This window comes from Pseudomonas sp. GW823-FHT01D03, assembly GCF_058798255.1.
Window position 1 is genome coordinate 3,389,362 of record NZ_JBXAKK010000001.1, and the last position, 24,179, is coordinate 3,413,540.

The 24,179-nt window shown below is 60.4% G+C and carries 11 protein-coding genes; 6 read left to right on the top strand and 5 right to left on the bottom strand.

The window, feature by feature from the left end; translation table 11 throughout:
- Positions 1-95: 95 nt before the first annotated feature.
- A complete protein-coding gene (gene metH / locus AC1RBR_RS14685; RefSeq protein WP_492565171.1) occupies positions 96-3,806 on the top strand; it encodes a methionine synthase in 3,711 nt (1,236 codons plus the stop codon).
- 49 nt (positions 3,807-3,855) lie between these two features.
- Here metH and AC1RBR_RS14690 read toward each other — a convergent pair whose 3' ends face one another.
- Positions 3,856-10,872, bottom strand: a complete 7,017-nt coding sequence (locus AC1RBR_RS14690) for an NEL-type E3 ubiquitin ligase domain-containing protein (RefSeq protein ID WP_492565173.1) — start codon at positions 10,870-10,872, stop codon at positions 3,856-3,858.
- Positions 10,873-11,049: 177 nt separating this feature from the next.
- On the opposite strand from AC1RBR_RS14690, the gene AC1RBR_RS14695 reads away from it, so the two are divergent.
- A complete protein-coding gene (locus AC1RBR_RS14695) occupies positions 11,050-11,268 on the top strand; it encodes a DUF2970 domain-containing protein (RefSeq protein WP_095136213.1) in 219 nt (72 codons plus the stop codon).
- 6 nt (positions 11,269-11,274) lie between these two features.
- On the opposite strand, the gene AC1RBR_RS14700 is transcribed toward AC1RBR_RS14695, so the two are convergent.
- The gene (locus tag AC1RBR_RS14700; protein ID WP_492565175.1) at positions 11,275-12,348 is read right to left on the bottom strand and encodes an ABC transporter substrate-binding protein; all 1,074 of its coding nucleotides are present in this window, start codon (positions 12,346-12,348) and stop codon (positions 11,275-11,277) included.
- Between the two features lie 523 nt (positions 12,349-12,871).
- Between AC1RBR_RS14700 and AC1RBR_RS14705 the strand changes: the two genes are divergently transcribed.
- On the top strand, positions 12,872-14,530 hold the full coding sequence (locus AC1RBR_RS14705; RefSeq protein ID WP_095136217.1) for a nitrite/sulfite reductase: 1,659 nt from the start codon (positions 12,872-12,874) through the stop codon (positions 14,528-14,530).
- Entirely contained in the window at positions 14,514-15,008 is a 495-nt protein-coding gene (locus AC1RBR_RS14710; protein ID WP_047598609.1) for a DUF934 domain-containing protein, read from the top strand. Before AC1RBR_RS14705 ends, AC1RBR_RS14710 begins: the two co-directional genes overlap by 17 nt.
- Before the next feature lie 23 nt (positions 15,009-15,031).
- Here the strand turns inward: AC1RBR_RS14710 and AC1RBR_RS14715 are convergent, their stop codons facing one another.
- Positions 15,032-19,798, bottom strand: coding sequence for an NEL-type E3 ubiquitin ligase domain-containing protein (locus AC1RBR_RS14715; RefSeq protein WP_492565177.1), 4,767 nt, complete (start codon positions 19,796-19,798; stop codon positions 15,032-15,034).
- Between the two features lie 244 nt (positions 19,799-20,042).
- Positions 20,043-21,074, bottom strand: coding sequence for a protease SohB (gene sohB / locus AC1RBR_RS14720; protein WP_095136223.1), 1,032 nt, complete (start codon positions 21,072-21,074; stop codon positions 20,043-20,045).
- 204 nt (positions 21,075-21,278) lie between these two features.
- Between sohB and AC1RBR_RS14725 the strand changes: the two genes are divergently transcribed.
- Complete coding sequence (locus AC1RBR_RS14725) at positions 21,279-21,989, top strand: histidine phosphatase family protein (RefSeq protein WP_492565179.1); 711 nt, start codon at positions 21,279-21,281, stop codon at positions 21,987-21,989.
- Between the two features lie 63 nt (positions 21,990-22,052).
- On the top strand, positions 22,053-22,370 hold the full coding sequence (locus tag AC1RBR_RS14730; protein ID WP_108592320.1) for an SCP2 sterol-binding domain-containing protein: 318 nt from the start codon (positions 22,053-22,055) through the stop codon (positions 22,368-22,370).
- Positions 22,371-22,604: 234 nt separating this feature from the next.
- Here AC1RBR_RS14730 and AC1RBR_RS14735 read toward each other — a convergent pair whose 3' ends face one another.
- Positions 22,605-24,179 carry an ABC transporter ATP-binding protein gene (locus AC1RBR_RS14735; protein WP_492565182.1) on the bottom strand — a complete coding sequence of 525 codons (1,575 nt, stop codon included), beginning with the start codon at positions 24,177-24,179 and terminating at the stop codon, positions 22,605-22,607.

Genomic DNA, 24,179 nt, shown 5'->3' on the forward strand with positions numbered 1-24,179 from the left:
ATGAACGATATTCATGCAAAAGCAGCACGTGCTCCAAAAGCGCACAGGTTTGTTATGATCCCGGCCCTTCGTCATGGTCTTTTCGAGTAGTCCCAATGTCCGATCGCAGCGTCCGCCTTCAAGCTCTCAAGCAAGCCCTCAAAGAGCGCATCCTGATTCTCGACGGCGGCATGGGCACGATGATCCAGAGCTACAAGCTCGAAGAGCAGGATTATCGCGGCAAACGCTTCGCTGACTGGCCGAGTGATGTCAAGGGCAACAACGACCTGCTGGTGATCACTCGTCCAGACGTGATCGGCGGCATCGAAAAGGCTTATCTGGATGCCGGCGCCGACATTCTGGAAACCAACACCTTCAACGCCACACGCATTTCCATGGCCGATTACGGCATGGAAGAGCTGGCGTACGAATTAAACGTAGAAGGCGCACGCCTGGCGCGCAAGGTGGCCGACGCCAAGACCGCCGAGAACCCGGACAAGCCGCGTTTCGTCGCCGGCGTGCTCGGCCCGACCAGCCGCACCTGCTCGCTGTCGCCAGACGTGAACAACCCCGGCTACCGCAACGTCACTTTCGATGAACTGGTGGAGAACTACACCGAGGCCACCAAAGGCCTGATCGAGGGCGGCGTTGACCTGATCCTGATCGAAACCATCTTCGACACGCTCAACGCCAAAGCCGCGATCTTCGCCGTGCAAGGGGTGTTCGAAGAGCTGCACATCGAACTGCCGATCATGATTTCCGGGACCATCACCGATGCCTCCGGCCGCACCCTGTCGGGCCAGACCACCGAAGCATTCTGGAACTCGGTGGCCCACGCCAAGCCAATCTCGGTCGGTCTCAACTGCGCGCTCGGCGCCAGCGAGCTGCGTCCATACCTGGAAGAGCTGTCGAACAAGGCCAGCACTCACGTTTCCGCGCACCCGAACGCCGGCTTGCCGAACGAGTTCGGCGAGTACGACGAACTGCCGGCGCAAACCGCCAAGGTCATCGAAGAATTCGCCCAGAGCGGGTTCCTCAACATCGTCGGCGGTTGCTGCGGCACCACCCCGGGCCACATCGAAGCCATCGCCAAAGCCGTGGCCGGTTACGCACCGCGGCAGATTCCGGACATCCCCAAGGCCTGCCGCCTGTCCGGTCTCGAGCCGTTCACCATCGATCGCAGCTCGCTGTTCGTCAACGTTGGCGAGCGCACCAACATCACCGGTTCCGCCAAGTTCGCCCGTCTGATCCGTGAAGACAACTACACCGAAGCCCTGGAAGTCGCCCTGCAGCAGGTCGAGGCCGGCGCGCAGGTGATCGACATCAACATGGACGAAGGCATGCTCGATTCGAAGAAGGCCATGGTGACCTTCCTCAATCTGATCGCCGGTGAACCGGACATCTCCCGCGTGCCGATCATGATCGACTCGTCGAAATGGGAAGTCATCGAAGCCGGTCTGAAGTGCATTCAGGGCAAGGGCATCGTCAACTCGATCAGCATGAAAGAAGGCGTCGAGCAGTTCATCCATCACGCCAAACTGTGCAAACGCTACGGCGCGGCGGTGGTGGTGATGGCGTTCGACGAAGCCGGCCAGGCCGACACCGAAGCGCGCAAGAAAGAAATCTGCAAACGCTCCTATGACATTCTGGTCAACGAAGTCGGCTTCCCGCCGGAAGACATCATCTTCGACCCGAACATCTTCGCCGTGGCCACCGGTATCGAAGAACACAACAACTACGCTGTGGACTTCATCAACGCCTGTGCCTACATCCGCGACGAGCTGCCGTATGCGCTGAGCTCCGGCGGCGTGTCCAACGTGTCGTTCTCGTTCCGTGGCAACAACCCGGTGCGCGAGGCGATTCACTCGGTGTTTCTGCTGTACGCGATCCGCGCCGGCCTGACCATGGGCATCGTCAACGCCGGTCAGCTGGAAATCTACGACCAGATCCCGCAGGAGCTGCGCGACGCCGTCGAAGACGTGATCCTCAACCGCACGCCGGAAGGCACCGACGCCCTCCTCGCCATCGCCGACAAATACAAGGGCGACGGCAGCGTCAAGGAAGCCGAGACCGAAGAGTGGCGCAGCTGGGACGTCAACAAGCGTCTGGAGCATGCGCTGGTCAAGGGCATCACCACCCACATCGTCGAAGACACCGAAGAGTCGCGCCAGTCGTTCGCCCGGCCGATCGAAGTCATCGAAGGCCCGCTGATGTCCGGCATGAACATCGTCGGCGACCTGTTCGGCGCCGGCAAAATGTTCCTGCCGCAGGTGGTGAAATCCGCCCGCGTAATGAAGCAGGCCGTGGCGCATTTGATCCCGTTCATCGAACTGGAAAAAGGCGACAAGCCGGAAGCCAAGGGCAAGATCCTGATGGCCACGGTAAAAGGCGACGTGCACGACATCGGCAAGAACATCGTCGGCGTGGTGCTGGGTTGCAACGGCTATGACATCGTCGACCTCGGCGTGATGGTTCCGGCGGAGAAAATCCTCCAGGTCGCCAAGGAAGAAAAGTGCGACATCATCGGCCTGTCTGGCCTGATCACCCCGTCGCTGGACGAGATGGTCCACGTTGCCCGTGAAATGCAGCGTCAGGATTTCCATCTGCCGCTGATGATCGGTGGCGCGACCACGTCCAAGGCGCACACCGCCGTGAAAATCGAGCCGAAGTACAGCAACGATGCAGTGGTCTACGTCACCGACGCCTCGCGCGCGGTGGGCGTGGCGACGCAGTTGCTGTCCAAGGAACTCAAGGCCGGTTTCGTCGAGAAGACCCGTCTGGAATACGTCGATGTACGTGAGCGCACCGCCAACCGCAGCGCCCGTACCGAACGCCTGAGCTACGCGGCGGCGATCGCCAAGAAGCCGCAGTTCGACTGGGCCAGCTACACGCCGGTCAAACCGACCTTCACCGGCACCCGCGTGCTGGACAACATCGACCTCAACGTTCTGGCCGAGTACATCGACTGGACGCCGTTCTTCATCTCCTGGGACCTGGCCGGCAAATTCCCGCGCATCCTCGAAGACGAAGTGGTCGGTGAAGCCGCCACCGCGCTGTACAAGGACGCGCGCGAGATGCTCACCAAGCTGATCGACGAGCAGCTGATCAGCGCCCGTGCGGTGTTCGGTTTCTGGCCGGCCAATCAGGTGCATGACGACGACATCGAACTGTACGACGATGACGGCAAGCCAATGGCGCGCCTGCATCACCTGCGCCAGCAGATCATCAAGACCGACGGCAAACCGAACTTCTCGCTGGCCGACTTCGTCGCACCTAAGGACAGCGAAGTGACCGACTACGTCGGTGGTTTCATCACCACCGCCGGCATCGGCGCCGAAGAAGTCGCCAAGGCCTATCAGGACGCTGGCGACGATTACAACTCGATCATGGTCAAGGCACTGGCCGACCGTCTGGCCGAGGCTTGCGCCGAATGGCTGCACCAGCAAGTGCGCAAAGAGCACTGGGGTTACGCCAAGGATGAGGCGCTGGACAACGACGCGCTGATCAAAGAGCAGTACTCCGGTATCCGTCCGGCACCGGGTTATCCGGCCTGCCCGGATCACACCGAGAAGGCCACGCTGTTCACCCTGCTCGATCCTGAAGCCAGCGAAATGCGTGCGGGCCGCAGCGGCGTGTTCCTCACCGAGCATTACGCGATGTTCCCGGCGGCAGCGGTCAGCGGCTGGTACTTCGCCCATCCGCAGGCGCAATACTTTGCCGTGGGCAAGGTCGACAAGGACCAGGTGCAGAGCTACACCTCGCGCAAAGGTCAGGAGCTGAGTGTGACCGAGCGCTGGCTGGCGCCGAATCTCGGTTACGACGAATGACCGCAACGGTCAGCCCCCGGACCTGCCGGGGACTGACCATTCACCGGGTTTACGCGCCTGACAATTGCCCGGAGGTTCCGGGCAATTGTGCGTTGCCGGCAGACAAACCGATCCGTTCAATCTCCTGTCGCGACAATTCGATGAGCCTGGCATTTCGCGCCGCCGCCTGATCGAACAGCCTGCTCAGATACAGCGGATCGTCAGCACTCAGACCTTCGTCATCGCCCTCCTCCAACAACTGCGTTTCATCCATTTGCCTGAACGCTTCAGGCTGCTGCTCCTTGAGATAATCCAGCCAGAAATCGCGCTGAATCAGGTCCTCCAGAAATCTCTCGGAGCGTTCCGCGCTGACCACCTCGGCCCGCGCATTGACCAACTGCTGCGGGGTGACACCGGAGACAAATTTCATGTTTTTCGGCTGCCCGGGCAACTCCAGTCCATCGTCCCAGCCCCCGGTCAGACCGATCCGGTAACCGAGGCGAACTTCGGCTTCGTCGAAACCACTGCGCGCAGCCGCCGCTTTTGCCAGTTCATCGACCTTGTCCAGCCGGAACAGCTGCCGCGACAGCGACAACAAGGCCTCACCGCGGATGCCCGGGCGGCCGGCCGGTAAATCGAGCAAGGCGTTGTAAGTGAAGACCTTGCTCTCCAGACCACTGAACGTAAGGATGCGCCCGTCCACGCAAGTCCCGTGTGTGGCCGAGCCGGCGAAAATCACCTCGCGCAGCTCACTGTTGGCGGCCGCCGCTTCCATGACCATCCACACGCGTCGGGTCAGATCGGCGTTGGCTACGCGAAACTCCTGGGTGTCCTGCAACCGGTCAAGCAAATGGAAGAATGCCGCGCTATCCGGTTCGGCAGCGAGTTGATCCCAGAGCCTGTCGCGTGCCAACGCCTGATCCGCCGGCAGATTCGCCAGCCACGGCGCTTTCTGTTGCGCATGGGCCTGTTCGCCCGGGAGGGTTTCGTCGGACTCGATGCTGTCGGTGGTTTCACTGAGCCCGCCGGCAACGTCGTCAGCCATTTCCTCCAGATCGGAACTGGAAAAACCGAGCACTCGCAGGCGATTACCCGCAGCCTGATAGGTTCTGAGCCTTTCAAGCGACTCCTCCGACAGGTTGTAGTTGTCAGTCAGGTCGGTGCCGTCCATCAGCTCATCGTGCTGACCGTCCAGCGCCTGCTCGGGGATGGCGGTGATGTCGTTGCGACTGAGGTTGAGTGTCCGCAGGTGCTGCGCATCCAGCGTCCCGGCCGGCCATTCGGCCAGGTTGTTATTACGCAGATCCAGACTTTGCAAATGCTCGAAGTAGCTGGCGTCGAACGCCTCGAGATGGTTGTAGCTCAGGTCCAGTGTTTGCAAATGCTGCAGACCGGACAGCGCGGCATACAGCGGCTCGGTGTCAGTGAAGTTGTTGCTGGCAAGCTCGAGTCGCTCGAGCTGCGGCATTTGCCGGACGCCATCAGGCAGCGCGGTGAGTTCATTGCCACTGAGGGCCAGATCGCGCAGGTGAGTGAAGGACTTGAGAAAGCCGTTGCTGCCTTCGGCCGTCACTCGTGTGCCTGTCAGGTTCAAGCTGCTGACATGCCCGAAGTCCTCGGGCAGCGGCGGCAGATCGCCCAATTGCAGGCCGTTGAGATCCAGCACCGCATCGCCCCCGACAGTCGATAACCTTGCGCGCCAGCACGTCAGAATGCGCCACGCCGCCAGGCTGCGCGATTGCGAGGAGATGACCCAGTCAACGCCACGGGTTTCCCGGGTATACAGCCAGCCATTGAGTCGGCGAACGAGGGTTTCAAAGGTCTGGCTCCAGCCCGCGATCCGCTCGCCGATCTGCACATCAGTCGCACCCTCGGTACGCAGCGCCTCGATCACCTGCATGGCTTGTTCATCGGTAAGGGCCGGCTGCACTCGCTGCAGGTTCTGGCGCATCCGTGTCAGCCCGGTACTGACAGGTGCCTGCGTCAGCGGCAGCAACTGGCGGGCCACTGACAAACCGTTCTCCGCCGGCGGAAAAGTCGCCGGCACCGGCTGCCGGGCAAACGCATCCAGCGCGCCGGCAGGCAGGCCGAGGGTGTGCTCGAGCCGCAGTTGCCCCAGACGCAATTCAGCCGACGCCGCTGCGGTCAGCGGCGCACCGGTCAGGTTGATATTGAGCAGTGCAGTGCTCTCGAGTACGGCAGGCGGCAACGTGCTGATACGGGTATCGCGCAGATCCAGCCACCACAGTTGCGGCAGACCTTCGGCCCCTGTCGGCCACTGTTGCAGGTGCGTTGCCTGCAGGTCGAGGGCCTTTAAACGTTGCAGGCTGTCGACGTTCAGTTCGTTCAGCGGATTGTTCCGCAGATTCAGCTGTTCGAGCGCAGGCAATTCACTCAATCCGCTCTCCAGGCCTGAAGCGTCGGTCAACTGATTGTCGGCCAGATCCAGGTGCACCAGGCGCGAAAGGCTCTGCGACTCGATCGGCCATTCGTGCAAGGCATTGTCACTCAGATCAAGGGTTCGCAATTCGCTGAACGCACTGAGGAAACCGCGCATCTGCGCGGCCGCAACGCGCTGGCCGTTGAGCAGCAGCGTGCGTACATGCGCAAATGCGTCAGCGGGTAACGCCGGCAGGTCGCTGAGCATCAGCCCCGACAAGTCCAGAGTCGAAGCGCTGATGGTCGCGCCATAGCGCTTGAACATGCCCTTGCGCCAACTGGTTTTCAGGACATGGGCCAGGTTTGATCGCGCGACAAGTTCGCGCAGCGATTCTGCCGACACCACCACGCGCTGCTGCCACTGATTGAGTTGGCTATCCAGCGCGGCATATTGATCGCTCAAGGCATTGATGGCGGTGAAACGCTGCTGCTCATCCGGCCATTGCTCGAAGAAGCGATTGAACACCCCCTCCGGCGATTGATTCACGCCCTCGCCCAGGCGCCGCAACTCGCCGCGGCAATAATCCCTGACCATCGTCTCTCGATCGATCAGGTGTTCCGGATGGGTCTTGACGTATTCGTACACGCCAGTGAAGTTTTCCCGGGAGAATCTTGACCAGTCCAGCGACAGCCCCGACCAGAGTTTTTCATGGCCCTGCAGCAGTGCTGCCGGCACGGTGCTGATCCCCGTGTCTCTGAGGTTCAGACGTTCCAGGGCCGGTAACTCCAGCACCCCCGCAGGCCAGTCGAACAATGAGTAGGCGACGATTTCCAGGGTGCGCAGATTACGCATGCCGCTGACATCGAAGGCCAGCGGCTGATAGCTCGAGGTGCTGACGCTCAATGCTTCAAGACGGGTCAGTTGAGCCAGGCGTGCCGGCATGTCAGCGGCAAAGGGCATTGCACTGTAAAGCGTCAGGTCAGTGAACTCCGGCATGTTCTGCAACGCCACCGGCACGTTGGTAAATGTTTCAGCGGTGGCATTGATGCGCAGCGCCTTGAGCCTGGGGAAACTGCCCAACAGTTCATCGACGTTGGCATCGGTGATGCACCGCCCCCTGACTCGCAGATCGCGCACATGCGAGAAGTCCGCCGTCAGCACCGGCAACGGGTCATCGCAGATCAGATCGAGGCGTGCCGCACTCACGTGACTATCGGCCAGCGGCGAATTGCGCCAGCTCTGCTTGAGGCTGCGCACCACGCTGGATCGGCCGCCGATCATCGACTCCAGCGTCGACTCAGGGGCCGGCACACCTTCCCATTGCGCCAGCGACGATTCGAGTTCCTGCCATTCACGCAGGCGCCTTTGCAACAGCTCGTAGATCTGTGCGTCAGTGCGGCCGGTTGCCAGTTGTTTGAGGATGAACCCGCCCGCTTGCTGATCGGTAAGCGCCGGGTACACGTCCTGCACGCGCGTCACCAGCAACGGGTTGACGCCTTCGCCGCGACCGCTGGCGTAATAACCGAGCCCGTGCTGGCGTACCCGCACCGGCGCCTTGAAGCGTTGCTTGTGGCCATGGCGTCTGCTCGCCAGTCGAGCCAGTTCGGCACGGTGTCGGGCCACATACCGGATCAGTGCCCGACGCAGTCCGGCGCTACGCGCAACCTGGGTAAAACCCAGGGCCTGTCGCGACTGGTCGGGCAAGGCATGGAGGATTGAGGCAAAAAAGTTGTCGCCGTGACGCGGAATGCTGTTCAGCTCTTCGGCGCGCTCGTTGTACGCCTGATAGACCGGCCCGCGCTTGACGAGATACTTGGTTTGGCCGGCACTATCGCTGCCGACACTGTCAATCAACGGCCCGTCGAGGCTACCTTCGCGCACCTCAAGACGCACTTCGTCCGACCAGCCCGGCAGTCGTTCCAGGGCGCGCAAGGCCAGCCATTGGCTTTCGCTGCCACCCGAATTCTCCATGTGCAGGCCGGCGACCGCGTGGTTGAAGCGGCGTTGCCGGGCAAATTCACGGGAGATTTCCAGCAGCCGCAACGGCACCCGCTTACCGCTTTGCAGGCGCGCCAGCTCCTCGGCGTTCGCCTCCAGCAGCACGCGGATTGCCGCCGAGCTGCCCAACCCCGGTGTCGCGGCTTGTAGCCTGGCGATTCGCCGGTCGTTCAACGCGGGCTCGTCATAGAGCCTGTCGAACATCGCCGGTTGCCGGGTGCGCAGGTAATCGGCGATCTGTTTGCGCAGTTCCAGCGGCCGGGATGCGACCACACGCGCCGGTTCGGCGCCCAGCAGCCAGCGTGTTTGCGGCTCGTCCAGCGCGGCCAGAATACGCTCAGGCAATTGGCCGTCGAGCACTTCGGCGCGGGTCACCTGGATCGGCGTACGGGTCTGGCCCTCGATCGAGCCTGTCTCCGCGCCGAACAGTCGGCTGGGGCCGGACAGCTGCGCTCCGTCGAAGACTTCCAGAATCAACCCGCTCGGCCAGCGCGGCATTTGCGTGAGCATTGGCAGCGTCAGCAGATACGAATCATCCAGGCTGGCTCCTCGTTCGACCTGATCGATCAGCCGCCCGACCTGCTGATCCGCCTCATACAGACGCAGGGTATCGGCCAGGGCCAGTGGCGCTGGCTGATGATCGAGGTGCATCTGACGCAGAGCATCATCACTGACACCACTGACATCGGCGATTTCGAGCAGTTGCGCATCCGAAAACGCCTCAGTCGAATGCCCGATGCGCCGCAGCAGGGTCAGTCGATCCCAGCTCAGCGGTCGCTCGAGATTGTGGCGCCAGGCCCCCAGTCGATTGTGCTCCAGGATCGGTTGATACGCCGCAGGATCATGCGGGTGGCGGATGCGCCAGCTTTTCAGGGTCTCGTCGTAGTGCGTCTGGTAGACCTTGCCTTGCTGGCGAATGAAGGTCTTGCCATCGAATCGATAAACGCCTTGCGCATCGGGTACGGCAGTCGCTGGCAGGACACTATCGCTGACGTAAGCATCGAGGTCAGGCTTCCACAGGCGGACCGAACCGTCAGGCCGCTCGACCGGGTGCAAGTGCTCGATCGCCGGCTCGGCGGAGGCCGCCTGGAGTCGGCCTGCACCCTTGCCGACCGCGCCCATAACGCCAATCAGCGCCAGGTTCTGCGCCACATCGACCAGATGCGCCTTGGCAGCCTGGCGATCACCTTCCGACCATTCGATGGCGCCTTCGAAGGACTCATAGAGCAGTTGCCCGGCCATCACGGTCATCATGATTTCGCCCAGTACCGGGACGAACATCGACACCATGTTCAAGGCCATCATGCCGAGTTCGAGCAGATGACTGAGTTTTTCTGCGCGTACCCGTGCGTCGACATCCGCTGTGGGGACGGCGTGGGCCCGCGCGTCGGCGATGAATTTGGCCCGGTGCTGTTCGTAGAGGTATTGCCACAGATCGGTGTTGTCGGCCCAGATCCCGGCCACGCCTTTGCGCGTGACAGGCAACGGATCGAGATACGGCTCAGGCTGCGGCTCGCGCTTGCCGGGGGCTTCGGGTGGCAGCTCCTTGATTCGCGCGATGGTCGACAGTGGCGGTATCAGCTGTGCAACCTTGACCCAGATAGAATGCAGCGGGTCACTCGGAGAGTCCGCAGCCTTTTGGGTGAACTGACTGAAATAGTAAGGACGGTCGGCATAAGCCACGAACTGACTGAAAAACTGCTGGTAAGCGGTCGGGCCTGGCCCGGAAGCCGCAGGGTCAGTCGCGGTGAACTTGCCTTTGAACACCTCACGCATCTGCGCCATGGTGTAACGCTTGAGCGGGTGTTGCGGGTCATGGGGAATGTAGACGATGAACTCGTTGGTGTAGCGGTAGCGCTCGCTGATGCTGAACACCACGCAACCGGTCATCCGCCGCTTCATCAGGCTCAAATCACGAAACCACACGGCCTTGCCGCCGAGCTGCGGGTGGATCTGGCCGTCCACCACCGACAGAATCATTCGGTAGTCGGCGGGCTCGATGTCCTGTTTCAGCAGCGCCCATTCAGCGGCGGCACGCAACGCGGTTTTCTGGCTGGCAATGAAGTGCCGGCGCAAGGTGTCGGTTTTCTCGAAAAACGTTTTGATCCGTGCCTGATAACGGGCACCGACGTCCAGCGAACGACACAGCGTCAGAAACTGCCTGACCGTGATGCCGATTTCTGCTGCCTGAAACTCGCCCGGGGTCGCCGTCTCGACCACGAAACCGGATCTGGCGTGATAGGCACCCGCTTCACATTCCGACGCCTCGAAGTTGTGCAATGCCGCTTGCAGCAAGGGCAGCTTCAACACTTCGAACGTGGAAACTTCAACTTCCAGCACCCCGAGTTCGAGGGGCCTTCTGAGGCACAGCAAGGTCTTGTCGAGATCGACCGTGACGTTGAACTGATCCTTGAGTGCCTTGCCGAGCAGCGCCTGGGCAAATGCATCGACGCTTTCAAGGCCGGCCATGGTCTTGTCGAGCCGGGTCTGGGCGATAAAGGCAGCCGTGACCCGGTCTTTCAAGGCTTGTTGCTGATCATTCGGGAAAGGGTGATAGCCGTGCGCTGGACGGGTGCTGGCCGCTTTAATCGCGGCTTGCCGCTCGGGTGAAGCGGCAATCAGCCAATCGGGGATCATCTGCTCCAGCAGCTTGCCGTGAAGGCTGGCGCTGACCGGCGCGCGGGGCAATGTCGGGGGATGAGTGGACATCCTGTCTCTCCTGAAAAATGGAAAGACAGGACACCATATGCGCCGCGCTGATCTGCGGTACATAGTTATCGTATCGGCATGGACTTGTTACCGGACAAGTCATGAGCCCGCGTGCGACCACGGCACAACCCGCTGGATTGACTATGCTGTCGGGACAGCCTTTCGGACGGGGGATTTATGGACGATCCAGTCGACAACAAGCCACCGAGCTTCTGGCAAATGCTGCACAGCGTGATGGCCGCAGCATTCGGTGTGCAAAGCGGGAAGAACCGGGCAAGGGACTTCACCCATGGCAAGCCCAGCCATTTCGTGGTCCTGGGGATCGGCTTCACCGCCGTGTTCGCCTTGACGCTGTTTGCCATTGTCAAACTGGTGCTGCATTTCGCCGGGGTCTGACGGCGCTCAGTGCATCAGGATCTGCAGGCCGAATGGGTAGCGATAGGACGCGGGGCGCCCCTTGGCAGAGAGTTTGCGAAAACTCACGCCGTAATCCGGCGCGGCGCCCATGGCCAGCATTTGCTGCGCCTGATGCTTGTCGATCAGTTGCAGCAGCGACAATTGCCGGTCACGTCCGCCATACCGGTCGAGATCGACGCCCTGATCGTAATCATGCAACTCCACCAGCGCCCAGCCACCCAGCGTGAAGTGCCCGCCCACCAGCGCGCTCAAGCGTCCATCGACCAGCGCCTGCAACGCCTCGGGCGAGGTGTTGACGGCGCTGAACAGCACGTCCTTGCCGGGGGTTTTGCCGGCTTCGGCAAACGCGCGCATGGCGCCGAAGACCATTTCATCGTTGGCCGACCACACCAGCGACACCTCTGGATAGCGGCTGACCAGTTGCCGCGCCTGTTCATAGGCGCGCTGCCGGGTCCAGCCGCTGTACACCAGCTGCCGCAGTCGCACCTTCGGATGCTCGGCCAGAGCGCGTTGCATGCCCTGCTCGCGCAATTGCGCTGACGGGGTGATCTTCAAGCCGGAAAACGCCAGGACTTCGATCTGTTCGCCCCGCGCCACGGGAGGGTGCAGGCGAATCAGCTCCTTCATCATCAGGTAGCCGCCCTCTTCGTCATTCGGCACCAGGCTGCCGATGCGATCGGTACGCTCGCCGACCAGCGCCTGCTGATCGGGGGTCAGCACCGCGTTGACCATGAACAGCTTGACGCCGCTGCCTTGCGCCAGCCGCAGGATCTGTGGTGCAACATACTGCTCGTTGACGAACATCAGATAGTCGGGACGGTTCGGCCCCTGCAGAGCAATTCTGGCCTGGGCCACGGTGAGTTCGGGCTGGCGCTGGGAATAGAGAATCTGCAAATCGACGCCCAGGTCGCGGGCTGCCGCCTGCATGAATTGCGAATAGCTGACCCAGAAGGCTTCCTGAGTTGACCCAGGATTGAGGAACAGCACCGACTCCGCTTTCGCTGCGACGCTGACAGCCGCGCCGAACAGCAGCAGGCTGAGATGGACAAACTTCAACATGAAAAATCCGGGCCCAGGGAAAAATGGCCGCGCATTATAGCCTTCGAACCTACGGCTATTGACGCCTGATCCCGCTTTTGTCCGACAATTGTCGGAAGCGGGCCCGAATCGGTCGTTTACTGATGACTGACCCAGAATACCGCTGTCCCTACGACCAGAATGATCAGGAACAGAATGGCCCAAGCATCGACACTGCTATCGCTTTTTCTTGCCTTGGTCGGATTGCTCATTGCATCGCCTCTTGTCGGTTTTATCGGTGATTGCAGAAAGACTCGATCACAGTTAAGACGATGATTGTCCCCGCGACAAATGTGGATTAATCAACAACTATTCTCGTTAGGCGATTTGGTTCTTTACATATACTCAAACATCACTTTTGCGCATAACTGCAAACGGGTATATTGCCCCGGCTCCGTTAGGGAGTGCGCGGCCGTGCGCGCGTAATTGCCGAGGCACCATCGGACTCCAGCAAGCGAAAACGCAGCGTTTTCCGAGTAGCCCAAAGCCTGAGAACAGGACTTATATGTACGTATACGACGAGTACGATCAGCGGATCATCGAGGACCGCGTCAAGCAGTTCCGTGATCAGACCCGACGCTATCTGGCAGGCGAGCTGAGCGAAGAAGAATTCCGCCCCCTGCGCCTGCAAAATGGCCTCTACATCCAGCGTTTTGCGCCGATGTTGCGCGTGGCGGTGCCTTACGGCCAGCTGACTTCCCGTCAGGTGCGCATGATGGCCAAGATTGCCCGCGACTACGACAAGGGCTACGCCCACATCAGTACCCGGCAGAACGTGCAGTTCAACTGGCCGGCGGTGGAAGACATCCCGGACATCCTCGCGGAACTGGCCACCGTGCAGATGCACGCGATCCAGACCAGCGGCAACTGCCTGCGCAACGTCACCACCGACCAGTTCGCCGGTGTCGCCGCCGATGAACTGATCGACCCGCGCCCATGGTGCGAAATCGTTCGTCAGTGGACTACATTCCACCCGGAATTCGCCTACCTGCCGCGCAAGTTCAAGATCGCCGTCAACGGTTCGACCGCTGACCGTGCGGCCATCGAAGTCCACGATATCGGCCTGGAGCCGGTACACAACGCCGCCGGCGAGCTGGGTTTCCGTGTACTGGTCGGCGGTGGCCTGGGCCGTACCCCGGTGGTCGGCGCGTTCATCAACGAGTTCCTGCCGTGGCAGGACCTGTTGAGCTACCTCGACGCCATCCTGCGGGTGTACAACCGCTATGGCCGTCGCGACAACAAATACAAGGCGCGGATCAAGATCCTCGTCAAGGCGCTGACTCCTGAGGTGTTCGCGCAGAAAGTCGATGCCGAGATGGAGCACCTGCGCGGTGGCCAGACCACGCTGACCGAAGCCGAACTGCATCGTGTCGCCAAACACTTCGTCGATCCGGACTACAAGGCGCTGGAGAATCAGACCGCCGCCCTGACCGAACTCGACAAGGAGCATCCGGGTTTCGCCCGCTGGCGCTCACGCAACACCCTGGCGCACAAGAAGCCGGGCTATGTGGCCGTGACCCTGTCGCTGAAACCGACCGGCGTTGCTCCGGGCGACATCACCGACAAGCAGCTGGACGCCGTCGCCGATCTGGCCGAGCGCTACAGCTTCGGTCAACTGCGCACCTCCCACGAGCAGAACATCATTCTCGCCGACGTCGAGCAGAGCCAGTTGTTCACCCTGTGGGGCGAGCTGCGTGAAAGCGGTTTTGCCACGCCGAACATCGGCCTGCTGACCGACATCATCTGCTGCCCGGGCGGTGATTTCTGCTCGCTGGCCAACGCCAAGTCGATCCCGATCGCCGAATCGATCCAGCGCCGTTTCGACGACCTGGACTATCTGTTCGACATCGGTGAGCTGGACCTGAACATCTCTGGTTGCATGAACGCCTGTGGTCACCACCACGTCGGCCACATCGGCATCCTCGGGGTGGACAAGAAAGGTGAAGAGTTCTACCAGGTGTCCCTCGGCGGCAGCGCCAGCCGTGACGCGAGCCTGGGCAAGATCCTCGGCCCGTCCTTCGCCCAGGACGACATGCCGGATGTGATCTCGAAGCTGATCGACGTGTACGTTGAACAACGTACCGAAGACGAGCGCTTCATCGACACCTACCAGCGTATTGGCATCGACCTCTTCAAGGAACGCGTCTATGCAGCGAATCATTAAGAACAACGAAGTCGTCGACGAAACCTGGCACCTGCTGCCCAAGGACGCGACCCTCGACGGCATCTCCAACTGCGACGACCTGATCGTGCCGCTGGCCCTGTGGCGTGATCATGCTCACGCGCTCAAGGCCCGCGACGGCGGTCTGGGTGTGTGGCTGGACGCCGATGAAGAAGCCGAGGAAATCGGTGACGATGTCGCGCAGTTCCAGGTGATCGCGCTGAATTTTCCGGCCTTCACCGACGGCCGCAACTATTCCAACGCCCGCCTGCTGCGTGACCGTTACGGTTTCAAAGGTGAACTGCGGGCGATTGGCGATGTGCTACGCGATCAGCTGTTCTACATGCGCCGTTGCGGTTTCGATGCGTTCGCCCTGCGCGCCGACAAGGACCCGTACGATGCGCTGGAAAGCCTGAAAGACTTCTCGGTGACCTACCAGGCCGCCACCGACGAACCGCTGCCGCTGTTCCGTCGCCGCTGATCGAATACGCCTTGAGCACCTGCTCAAGGCGTACTCCCCTCCTCTTCTGTATCCGAACTGGCCAGCTCATTGGCCGGATGGCGCACCAGTGCCTGATCGGTGAGCTGGCGAATCAGCACCTGACGTTCATTTCTGAAATTGTCGTGAATCGCATTCATCTGTACCGCTGCCTGGTCGCGCGCCAACTCCGCCTGCTCCTCCAGACGCGCCAAGGCCCGCGAGGTCCGAACATAGACAAGGGCGAAAGCGTCGGGATGCGCCGATTCGAGAAATTCGACCCAGAATCGCTGGCCGATACACCATTCGGGAAACGCCGAAGAGCCTTCGATACGCATGACGGCCTGATAAGCCTGATCCAGTTCTACCTGCGATACCTCGACATTCAACGGGCTGCTCATCGCCCTTGGCTGCCCAGGCAAATTCAGGCGCTCCGCCAGCCCCACCCGATAGGCCAGACTGAATTCGAGCGCATGCTCGTAGACACTCGGTTGGGCGCGGGTGTTGATCTCTGCCAAGGTCTGCTCTTCCAGCGTTTGCAGGCGAAACAAGCCTCTGAGCAAATGCGTCAGTTGCCGCTCCAGCGGCGCGCCATCGATCCCGGCCGCGACCGTGGCTCGATAACACAGCACCTGGACTTCCATCTCACTGAACACCGCAGAATAGCCATCGACACTGGTGGCGACGCGCGCCGTGCGGAACAATTCGCTGCGCAGCCGCGTGTCTTCAGCGGCCGCCTCGACCACATTCCACACACGCTGGCTGAAATACGGGTACAACCGGGTGTAATCGGCCGTGTGGATCAACTGTGAAAGCACATTGAAGAAATCCCGCGAGCCGGGCGCTGCCCGTACAGCCTCCCAGGTAACGCTACGCGGTATCGCTTCGACGGCAGGCCTGCCGGTCAGCCAGCGCGCACTCTGGCCTTCATCCGACACGCCGAGTAGCGGCTGATGTCGATAGACCCGGGCCATTACACCGAAACTGACGCTGTTCGCCTGCTGATACGTCGCAATCTGTCGCAAAGAGTCAGGCGACAAGGGGTTACCCATCAGGCGAACGGCGCGGGTGACCACCAACGGAGCCCTGAGTACCGCCTCCGGCACCGTGCTTATCTGGTTATCGCGCAGATCGATCAGTTGCGGTCGTTGCAAACCGGTGATTCCCTCGGGCCAATGATCGATTGCGCAACCGCGCAGGCGCAGTCTTTCCAGATCCGGCAGCGAGCTGACATCCGGGGCATGCGCAAGATCAACATTGAAGTCCAGGCTCAGCACCCGCAGCTTTTTCAATTGCGCCAGTGACGGCACCGATGCAGAAGATAGTCGAATACGGTTCTCGCTCAGATCCAGATGCGTCAACCAGGGCATGCGTTCCAATGCCACCGGTAACTGGGTCAATTGGTTCCCTCTCAGGGAAAGGCTGCGCAAATTTCTGAAATGACGCAAAAATGCCGTCAGCCCCAGCGGCGTAGTGCCGTCCATGACCAGATGCGTGACGTGGCTGAAATCCCCGACCAGCACTGGCAACTCTCCCAACGGCTCCGGGGCGAAGATCAAGGTGTCGGGTGGCGCGTCGCCCGAGGCCCCCGGTTCTCTGCGCCAGCAGCGGATGATCGCGCGCATGGCACGAGCCTTCGCCGACTGTGGAACATCAAGCAATGCGCCATCGATCCCGTTGTACTGCGTTTGCCGCGTCACCCAACGACTCAGGACTTCGCGAATACCGAGAAACTCCAGGCGCAGCAATTCCAGTTTCATCAGCACCAGGATCTCATTGCGGCCCAAGACGTTGAGTAGCGCATGGATCTGTGCAGGGGAATGGGCCGGGTAGAGTTCCTGAATACGGCGCACCATCACTGAAACGCTCACACCTGAGTTCGCCCAAGGCCCCGCCGGGGGTCGGTCAGCCAGGGCCATCGGCGAATAGTCGCCGGGACGTTCGCCCATGGTCCTCGCAAACGTTGTTCGCCGTTGCATGGCAAGTTCGGTGACTTTCTCCCGTAGCCCGTTCGCCCCGGCCTCCATCGACAGGCCCAACGCGACCTTGCGTTGCGCCGACAACCCATGCCAGAGGGCCTGGAAATAATGCTCGCGGGTGCGCCCGGAAAATGTTTTCAGCGCAGCATCAGTAACCTGCAGAACGCTGATGCGGTCCGCCAACACATTGATGATCACCCGCTCACTGGATGAGCTTGACGCCGTCGTTGCAACACTGCCGTGACTGCCCGACCACTCCTGTATCTCGATCGCTGAAGCCCCTGACCAGCCCGGCAAATGTTCAAGGGTATCGAGCACCAGGCGATTGGTACTGTGACCACCGCCACTCTCCAGGTACAGGCCTTCATAGGCTCGACACACAGCAATCGCCTGTTGATAGCGGCGCACCTCCTGCGCCAGCCGCAATGGTACGCGGGCAGCATCCAGCTCCTGCGCTTCGCCATCCAGGGCACTGCCCGCCAACTCTTCGGCAACACTGGCAGGCAGATCGGCAAAGGTCTTCATCAGCAACGCCACCCGACCATTGCTCGGCGCTTCGTGGCGTCGATAGATTCGCTGGAACAACGGCTCCCGTCGACCTTGTGCCTGCTCGCCGACGATTTGCACCAGCTTGCGCGTCTGAACCGCCGAATCCTGGCTCGTCAGGCCGAGCAAGGTCTTGCGCCGCTGGCTGCCGAGTGCAGCCAGCAGAGAACAGTACAGTTTCCCCCGATGCACATCCTGCTGGGTTATCTTCAGGATCGTGGTGGCGGTGGTAGCGCCATAACGATTGATTGGCGTGCCCGCTGCATCGACGAAGCTGATGGCGCAGTCTGCCGGCCAACTGGCCGATGTCGTCAGCAGGTGCAATTGCAGGTCAGCATCCGCCATGGGGGCCGACAACGGGATCTGCAGTTGCTCGATAAACTCCGTCACCGCTGCATCGGCGCGAAATCTCCACACCGTGTCGAGCAGCAAGGCCGGCGGATGACCGCGATCTACATGGATCTGACGCAACACGCTGTCTTCGATACCGCTGACAGCCAGAGCCTGCAGCGCTCTGGCATCGGACAGCTCCTCGCGGGGATGGCCGAAGCGGCGAAACAGCTTCAATCGATCCCAGTCCTGAACCAGCTCGCTGTCATGACGCCAGGCCCCCCGATCGTTGGTTTCGAGCAGCGGTGAATAGCGGCTCGCCGATTCCGGCGGCGCCTGTACTTCCCACAGCCCGGCCTGAGGCTCGGGGCGCACCGCATAGTGCAGGTCATCGAGCGTCAGGTACGCCTGGCCATCGACCCAACGCAAGCCGCGACCATCGCGACGCACTCCGGCAGGCAAGGCCCGACGCTGTTGATACACGTGCAGGTCAGGCTTCCAGAGGCGAGACTGCCCCGAAGCCATTTTGACCATGCGCAAGCGCTCGATAAAAGCCGATGACCTGACGACTTTGAACGCTGCGCCCACCGCCCTGGTACTCGCAGCGAAAGCCGCCATCAGGATCAGGTTTTCGACGACATCGAAAAAGTAATCCGTCGCCTGCTCCTGCTCGCCTCTGGACCAACTGGCAATCCCTTCATAGACCTGTGAGAGCAACTGCACCGCGGTCACCGCCAACAGAGCCTCTCCTACTACGGGTATGAACGATACAGCGACCAACAGCAGGTCGACCCCGATTGCCTTATAGGTGTCCAGTCGGGCCAGCCGGGTTTTCTCGTCTTCATCGTCCGTTGGGACCACTACGAGCCGAGCGTCGGCCATGGTCTGTTCGGCGTGCTGGCGATACATCAGGCTGAACGGGTCACCCGCAAAATCGATGCCGGACAACGTCACGTAGAACGCGGCACGAGGCAGGATTGAATGACTGTGCGCATACAAACGCCCATCGAGCTCGGTCACCCACGCTGCGCGCTCACTGATCTTGATGTAGCGCATGAAGAATTGGCGAAACGCTGCGCCTTTCAACCGTTGGCTCAACTGTTTCTCGAAATCGCTGAAGGATGAATACTCCTTGAGCGGGTGCAACGGATCACCTGGCAGGTAAACAACGCATCGATAGTCGTCATCGGCGTGCACACTCACCGGGCCGATAAACAGCACACCGTTAAGTGTGACACCCAGCATCTGCAAGGCCTGATAACCCAGGGTGTTGTTGCCCAGTTTGATCGTGTCCTGGTTATCCTTGACTGCCTGCAACATCTCATGCACTTCGACACTGATATGTTTCTTCATCAATGCGACGTGCCGATCCACTTCGAACCGACACCGCAGGTTCGCAGTAAACTTGCCGCGCAACGGATGGGTCTCAGCCTCCACATTGAAGACCGCACGAAGATGAGTCTGATATTGCTTGCCCAAGTCGAGGGTTCGACACAACAGCGCAAACTCGTGGGGCTGGATCGATAATATATTCGCCTCTCGACCGGTTACTTTTTCAGGAATATAGATCAAGGAGGTATCGGTATAATTTGTGGCCTGAGTCTCGCTGAGTTCGAAGTTTTCGCAGGCGGCCGTGAGCAGATCCCGATCAACTGGCAACACCAGTTTCCTGCGCAAGCCCAACAGACTGGAGGTGGAGCGCACGTGCTGAAAAATCACCCCGCCGATATCCAGCGAGTGGCCGAGCTTTTGCGACATGGCGCTGGCCAGTAACGGTGCGCAAAACTCTTCTGGAGACTTGAGGTTCTTCAGAAACGGGTCCACTTCACTCTGGGCGCGGTGGCTGGCAATGATGCTTTGATAAAGTGTTTGACGCAGTTCATCCGATGCTGACAGCAGCCAGCCGGGAGCATTGTTCTTGATCAACTCAAAGAACATGCCTTTTTGTTCGGGCGTTAATACAGGCGTGACAGCCTGAACAGACAAAGAAGACATACTGAACATCTCGAAAGCTGAAAGTAGCAACAGCTTATCGAGCAGGCCTTTTAATAAAAGCGCGAATTACCGATTAAAAATCTTGAATTCAAATCAACTATTCAAACTTAAACCATACATATATACCGCCACCATAAAAAAACCCCTTTTACCGTTACAGTAAAAGGGGTTTTTCTTTGGCCTTTTCTTACCAGAAGCGTTGCTGGGTCAAGCGGCTCCACCAGCTCAGCAGCACGCGATCCACTGAACCGCTGGCGGCCATGCCGATGCGCTCCTGCAGGCTTTTGCGCTCGGCGTAATGCAAGTGGTAAACCTCGGCTTTCTTCGCCCGGTCTGCCAGGTATTCATCGCTGGTCTTGAGCTCGTCCACCAGTTGCTTGTCCAGCGCTGCAACACCAAGCCAGACCTCACCGGTGGCCACTTCGTCGATGGCCAGTTGCGGGCGATAACGGGAAACGAAGTTCTTGAACAACTGATGGGTGATGTCCAGGTCTTCCTGGAACTTCTCCCGGCCCTTTTCGGTGTTTTCGCCGAACACGGTCAGGGTGCGTTTGTACTCACCGGCGGTCAGCACTTCGAAATCGATGTCGTGCTTTTTCAGCAGACGATTGACGTTGGGCAACTGCGCCACCACGCCGATCGAGCCAAGAATCGCGAATGGCGCGCTGATGATCTTCTCGCCAATGCACGCCATCATGTAACCGCCGCTGGCGGCGACCTTGTCGATGCACACCGTCAATGGCACGCCGGCCTCGCGGATACGTGCCAGTTGCGACGACGCCAGACCGTAGCTGTGGACCATGCCGCCGCCGCTTTCCAGGCGCAGCACCACTTCATCCTTTGGCGTCGCGAGGGTCAGCAGAGCGGTGATTTCGTGACGCAGGCTCTCGGTAGCCGAGGCCTTGATATCACCGTCGAAATCGAGCACGAACACCCGGGATTTGCTTTCGGGTTTGTTCTTCTGCTTCTTCTCGGTCTTTTCCGATTTGGCCTGGCCCTTGCGCAAGGCCTTGAGCTGATCCTTATCGAGCAGGGTCTGCTCCAGACGTTCACGCAAGCCTTTATAGAAATCGTTGAGCTTGCTGACCTGCAACTGCCCCGCCGACTTGCGCCGGCCCTTGCTGCGCAATGCAGCAAAACTGGCGAGCACCACCAGGATGGCGACCACCAGCGTTACGGTCTTGGCCAGGAAGCTGGCGTATTCGGTGAAAAACTCCACAGAGACTCCTTAAAACGATGCGCGGATGCAAAACACGCGCGGGATGGTTGCAGCATACCCATGCGTCGCCCCGTCGGCCAGCCGTGAAACCTCTGGCAACAGGCCTGTAACAAGCATTTCAAACAAGCGTATGTTTTTTCATTGACAGCACTCCGTCATCCTCATAACCTCGCCAAACCTTCAACGTACCGGGATGACGCGGACGTGGGCAGCATCTATCTGATTCGACATGGCCAGGCCTCCTTTGGTGCAGACGACTATGACGTCCTGTCGCCCATCGGCGTGCGTCAGGCAGAGATCCTCGGTCAGCACCTCGCCGAGCTGGGAATCCGTTTCGATCGCTGTCTGGCCGGCGACCTGCGCCGCCAGCAACACACGGCCACCAGTGCGCTGGAGCAATTCAGCGCCAAGGGCCTGGCGGTACCGACGCTGGAGACCGATTCGGCGTTCAACGAGTTCGATGCCGACGCCGTGATCCGCGCCCTGATTCCGGCCATGCTCGACGACGAACCGGAAGCCATCGACATTCTGCGCAACGCAGCGCAGAACCGCGCCGAGTTCCAGCGCATCTTCGCTCTGGTGATCGAGCGCTGGCTGGCGGGCACCTACGACACCCCCGGGCTGGAGAGCTGGCTGGGTTTTGTCGAGCGAGTACGGGGCGGATTGCACCGCATCCTCGAACAGGCCGACGGCAACCAGAAAATCGCCGTATTCACCTCCGGCGGCACCATCGCCGCCCTGCTCCACCTGATTACCCAAATGCCTGCCCGGCAGGCCTTTGAACTGAATTGGCAAATCGTCAACACCTCGCTCAACCAGCTGAAGTTCCGCGGTCGCGAGGTGGCTTTGGCCTCCTTCAACAGTCACGCACATCTGCAACTGCTGAAGGCTCCGGAACTCATCACTTTCCGCTGAGTCCGGATAATTGTGACCCTTGCTGTAATCAACCAGCGCTATTACCCAAGAAAGGATCGAACCATGACCTCCGTAGCTGATGCCGTAAAAGCGATGCAAGCCAAGTTCAACCCAGCCGCTGCTGCCGGTCTGGACCTGGTCTTCGGTTTCAACATCACTGACGAAAACAAGCAGTACGCGCTGATCGTCAAAGACGGTACTTGCGACATTCAGGAAGGTGAAAACCCGGACGCCAACTGCACCCTGGTACTGGACAGCGCAACTCTGAAAGACATCGTCAGCGGTGAAACCGACGGCATGCAGGCGTTCATGGGCGGCAAGCTGCGCGTTGAAGGCGACATGATGCTGTCGATGAAACTGTCCGAGCTGTTCCCGTCGTAAGACTTGCGTTCGGTTTGAAGAAAATCCCGCCCCTGTGGCGGGATTTTTGCGTCTGGCTCCCGGGTTTCGTCATAAACAGGTCATAGGTGGGAGGGGGCTTGCTCCCGAAGACGTCGGATCAGCCACAAGTTTTGCCGCCTGTCACACCGCTTTCGGGAGCAAGCCCCCTCCCACATTGGTCACGTGGCGCACCATAAACCGCAGCATGTACCTTCTACTACGTTGGAGCTGTCATCAACCAGCAAATGATGCCGCCAACAGCTCCTGCGTATACGGATGCTGCGCATCGCTGAACAGCGCACTGGTCTCGCCACGCTCCAGTACTTCGCCATCCTTCATCACAATCAGGTCATGGGCCAACGCCCGCACCACCGCCAAGTCATGACTGATGAACAGGTAAGTCAGCCCATGCTCTTCCTGCAGGCGCCGCAATAAAGCAACGATCTGCTTCTGCACCGTGCGATCCAGCGCAGAAGTTGGCTCATCGAGCAGAATCAGCTCCGGCTTGAGCACCAGCGCCCGAGCGATGGCAATCCGTTGGCGCTGACCACCGGAAAACTCGTGCGGATAGCGATGTCGGGTCGCCGGATCGAGACCGACTTCGCGCAGCACATCGATCACCGCCTGCTCACGCTGGGCAGCATTCAAGTCGCTATGTACCTGCAAGCCCTCGGCAATGATCTGCGCCACACAAAGGCGCGGACTGAGGCTGCCGAACGGGTCCTGAAACACCACCTGCAGGCGTTTGCGCAGTGGCCGCAGTTGTTTGCCGCTCAGTTGCTCCAACGCCTCACCGGCAAAGCGAATGCTGCCCTCGGCGTCGATCAGGCGCAAAATCGCCTGACCCAAGGTCGACTTGCCTGAGCCCGACTCTCCAACAATCCCCAGCGTTTTGCCGCGCTGCAGATTCAGATCGATGCCCTTGACCGCCGCCAGCCAAGTCTTCGGCCGCAGCCAACCGCCCCCCAGGCGAAAACGCACATGCAGATCGCGCACCTGCAACAAGTCCTGCGCGACATCCCGGCACAGCGCTTCGCCCCCCGGCTCGGCGTTGAGCAATTCGATGCTGTAGGGATGCTGCGGCGCGCGGAACAATTGCTCGCACGACGCCTGCTCGACGATCCGTCCACCGCGCATCACCGCCACCCGCTGCGCAATGGTGCGCACCAGATTCAGGTCATGGCTGATGATCAGCAGCGCCATGCCCAGGCGCTGTTGCAGCTCTTTAAGCAGCAACAGAATCCTGCGCTGCACCGTCACATCGAGCGCGGTGGTCGGCTCGTCGGCGATCAATAACTGCGGCTCGCAGGCCAGCGCCATGGCGATCATCACCCGCTGGCGCTGGCCGCCGGAGAGCTGATGCGGATAGGCCTTGAGCCGTTCGCGCGGTTTCTGAATGCCGACCAGTTCGAGCAGTTCAAGAATCCTTTCACGGGCCTGCGCGCCGGCCAGGCCTTTGTGCAGCGCCAGGCTCTCACCGAGTTGCCGTTCGATGGTGTGCAGCGGATTCAGCGAGCTCATCGGCTCCTGAAAAATCATCGCAATACGGTTGCCCCGTAACTGGCGCAGATAGCGCTCATGCACGCCGAGCAGCTCTTCGCCGGCATAACGAATGCTGCCGTCGATCCGCGTGATGTTCGGGTCGAGCAATTGCAGGATGCTGTGGGCGGTCACCGATTTGCCCGAGCCGGACTCGCCGACCAGCGCCAGGCATTCGCCGGGACGAATATCGAGGTCGATGCCATGCACCACAGGCTGGCCGTTGAATGCCACACGCAGGTCGCGTATTTCGATCAGGTTATCGCTCAT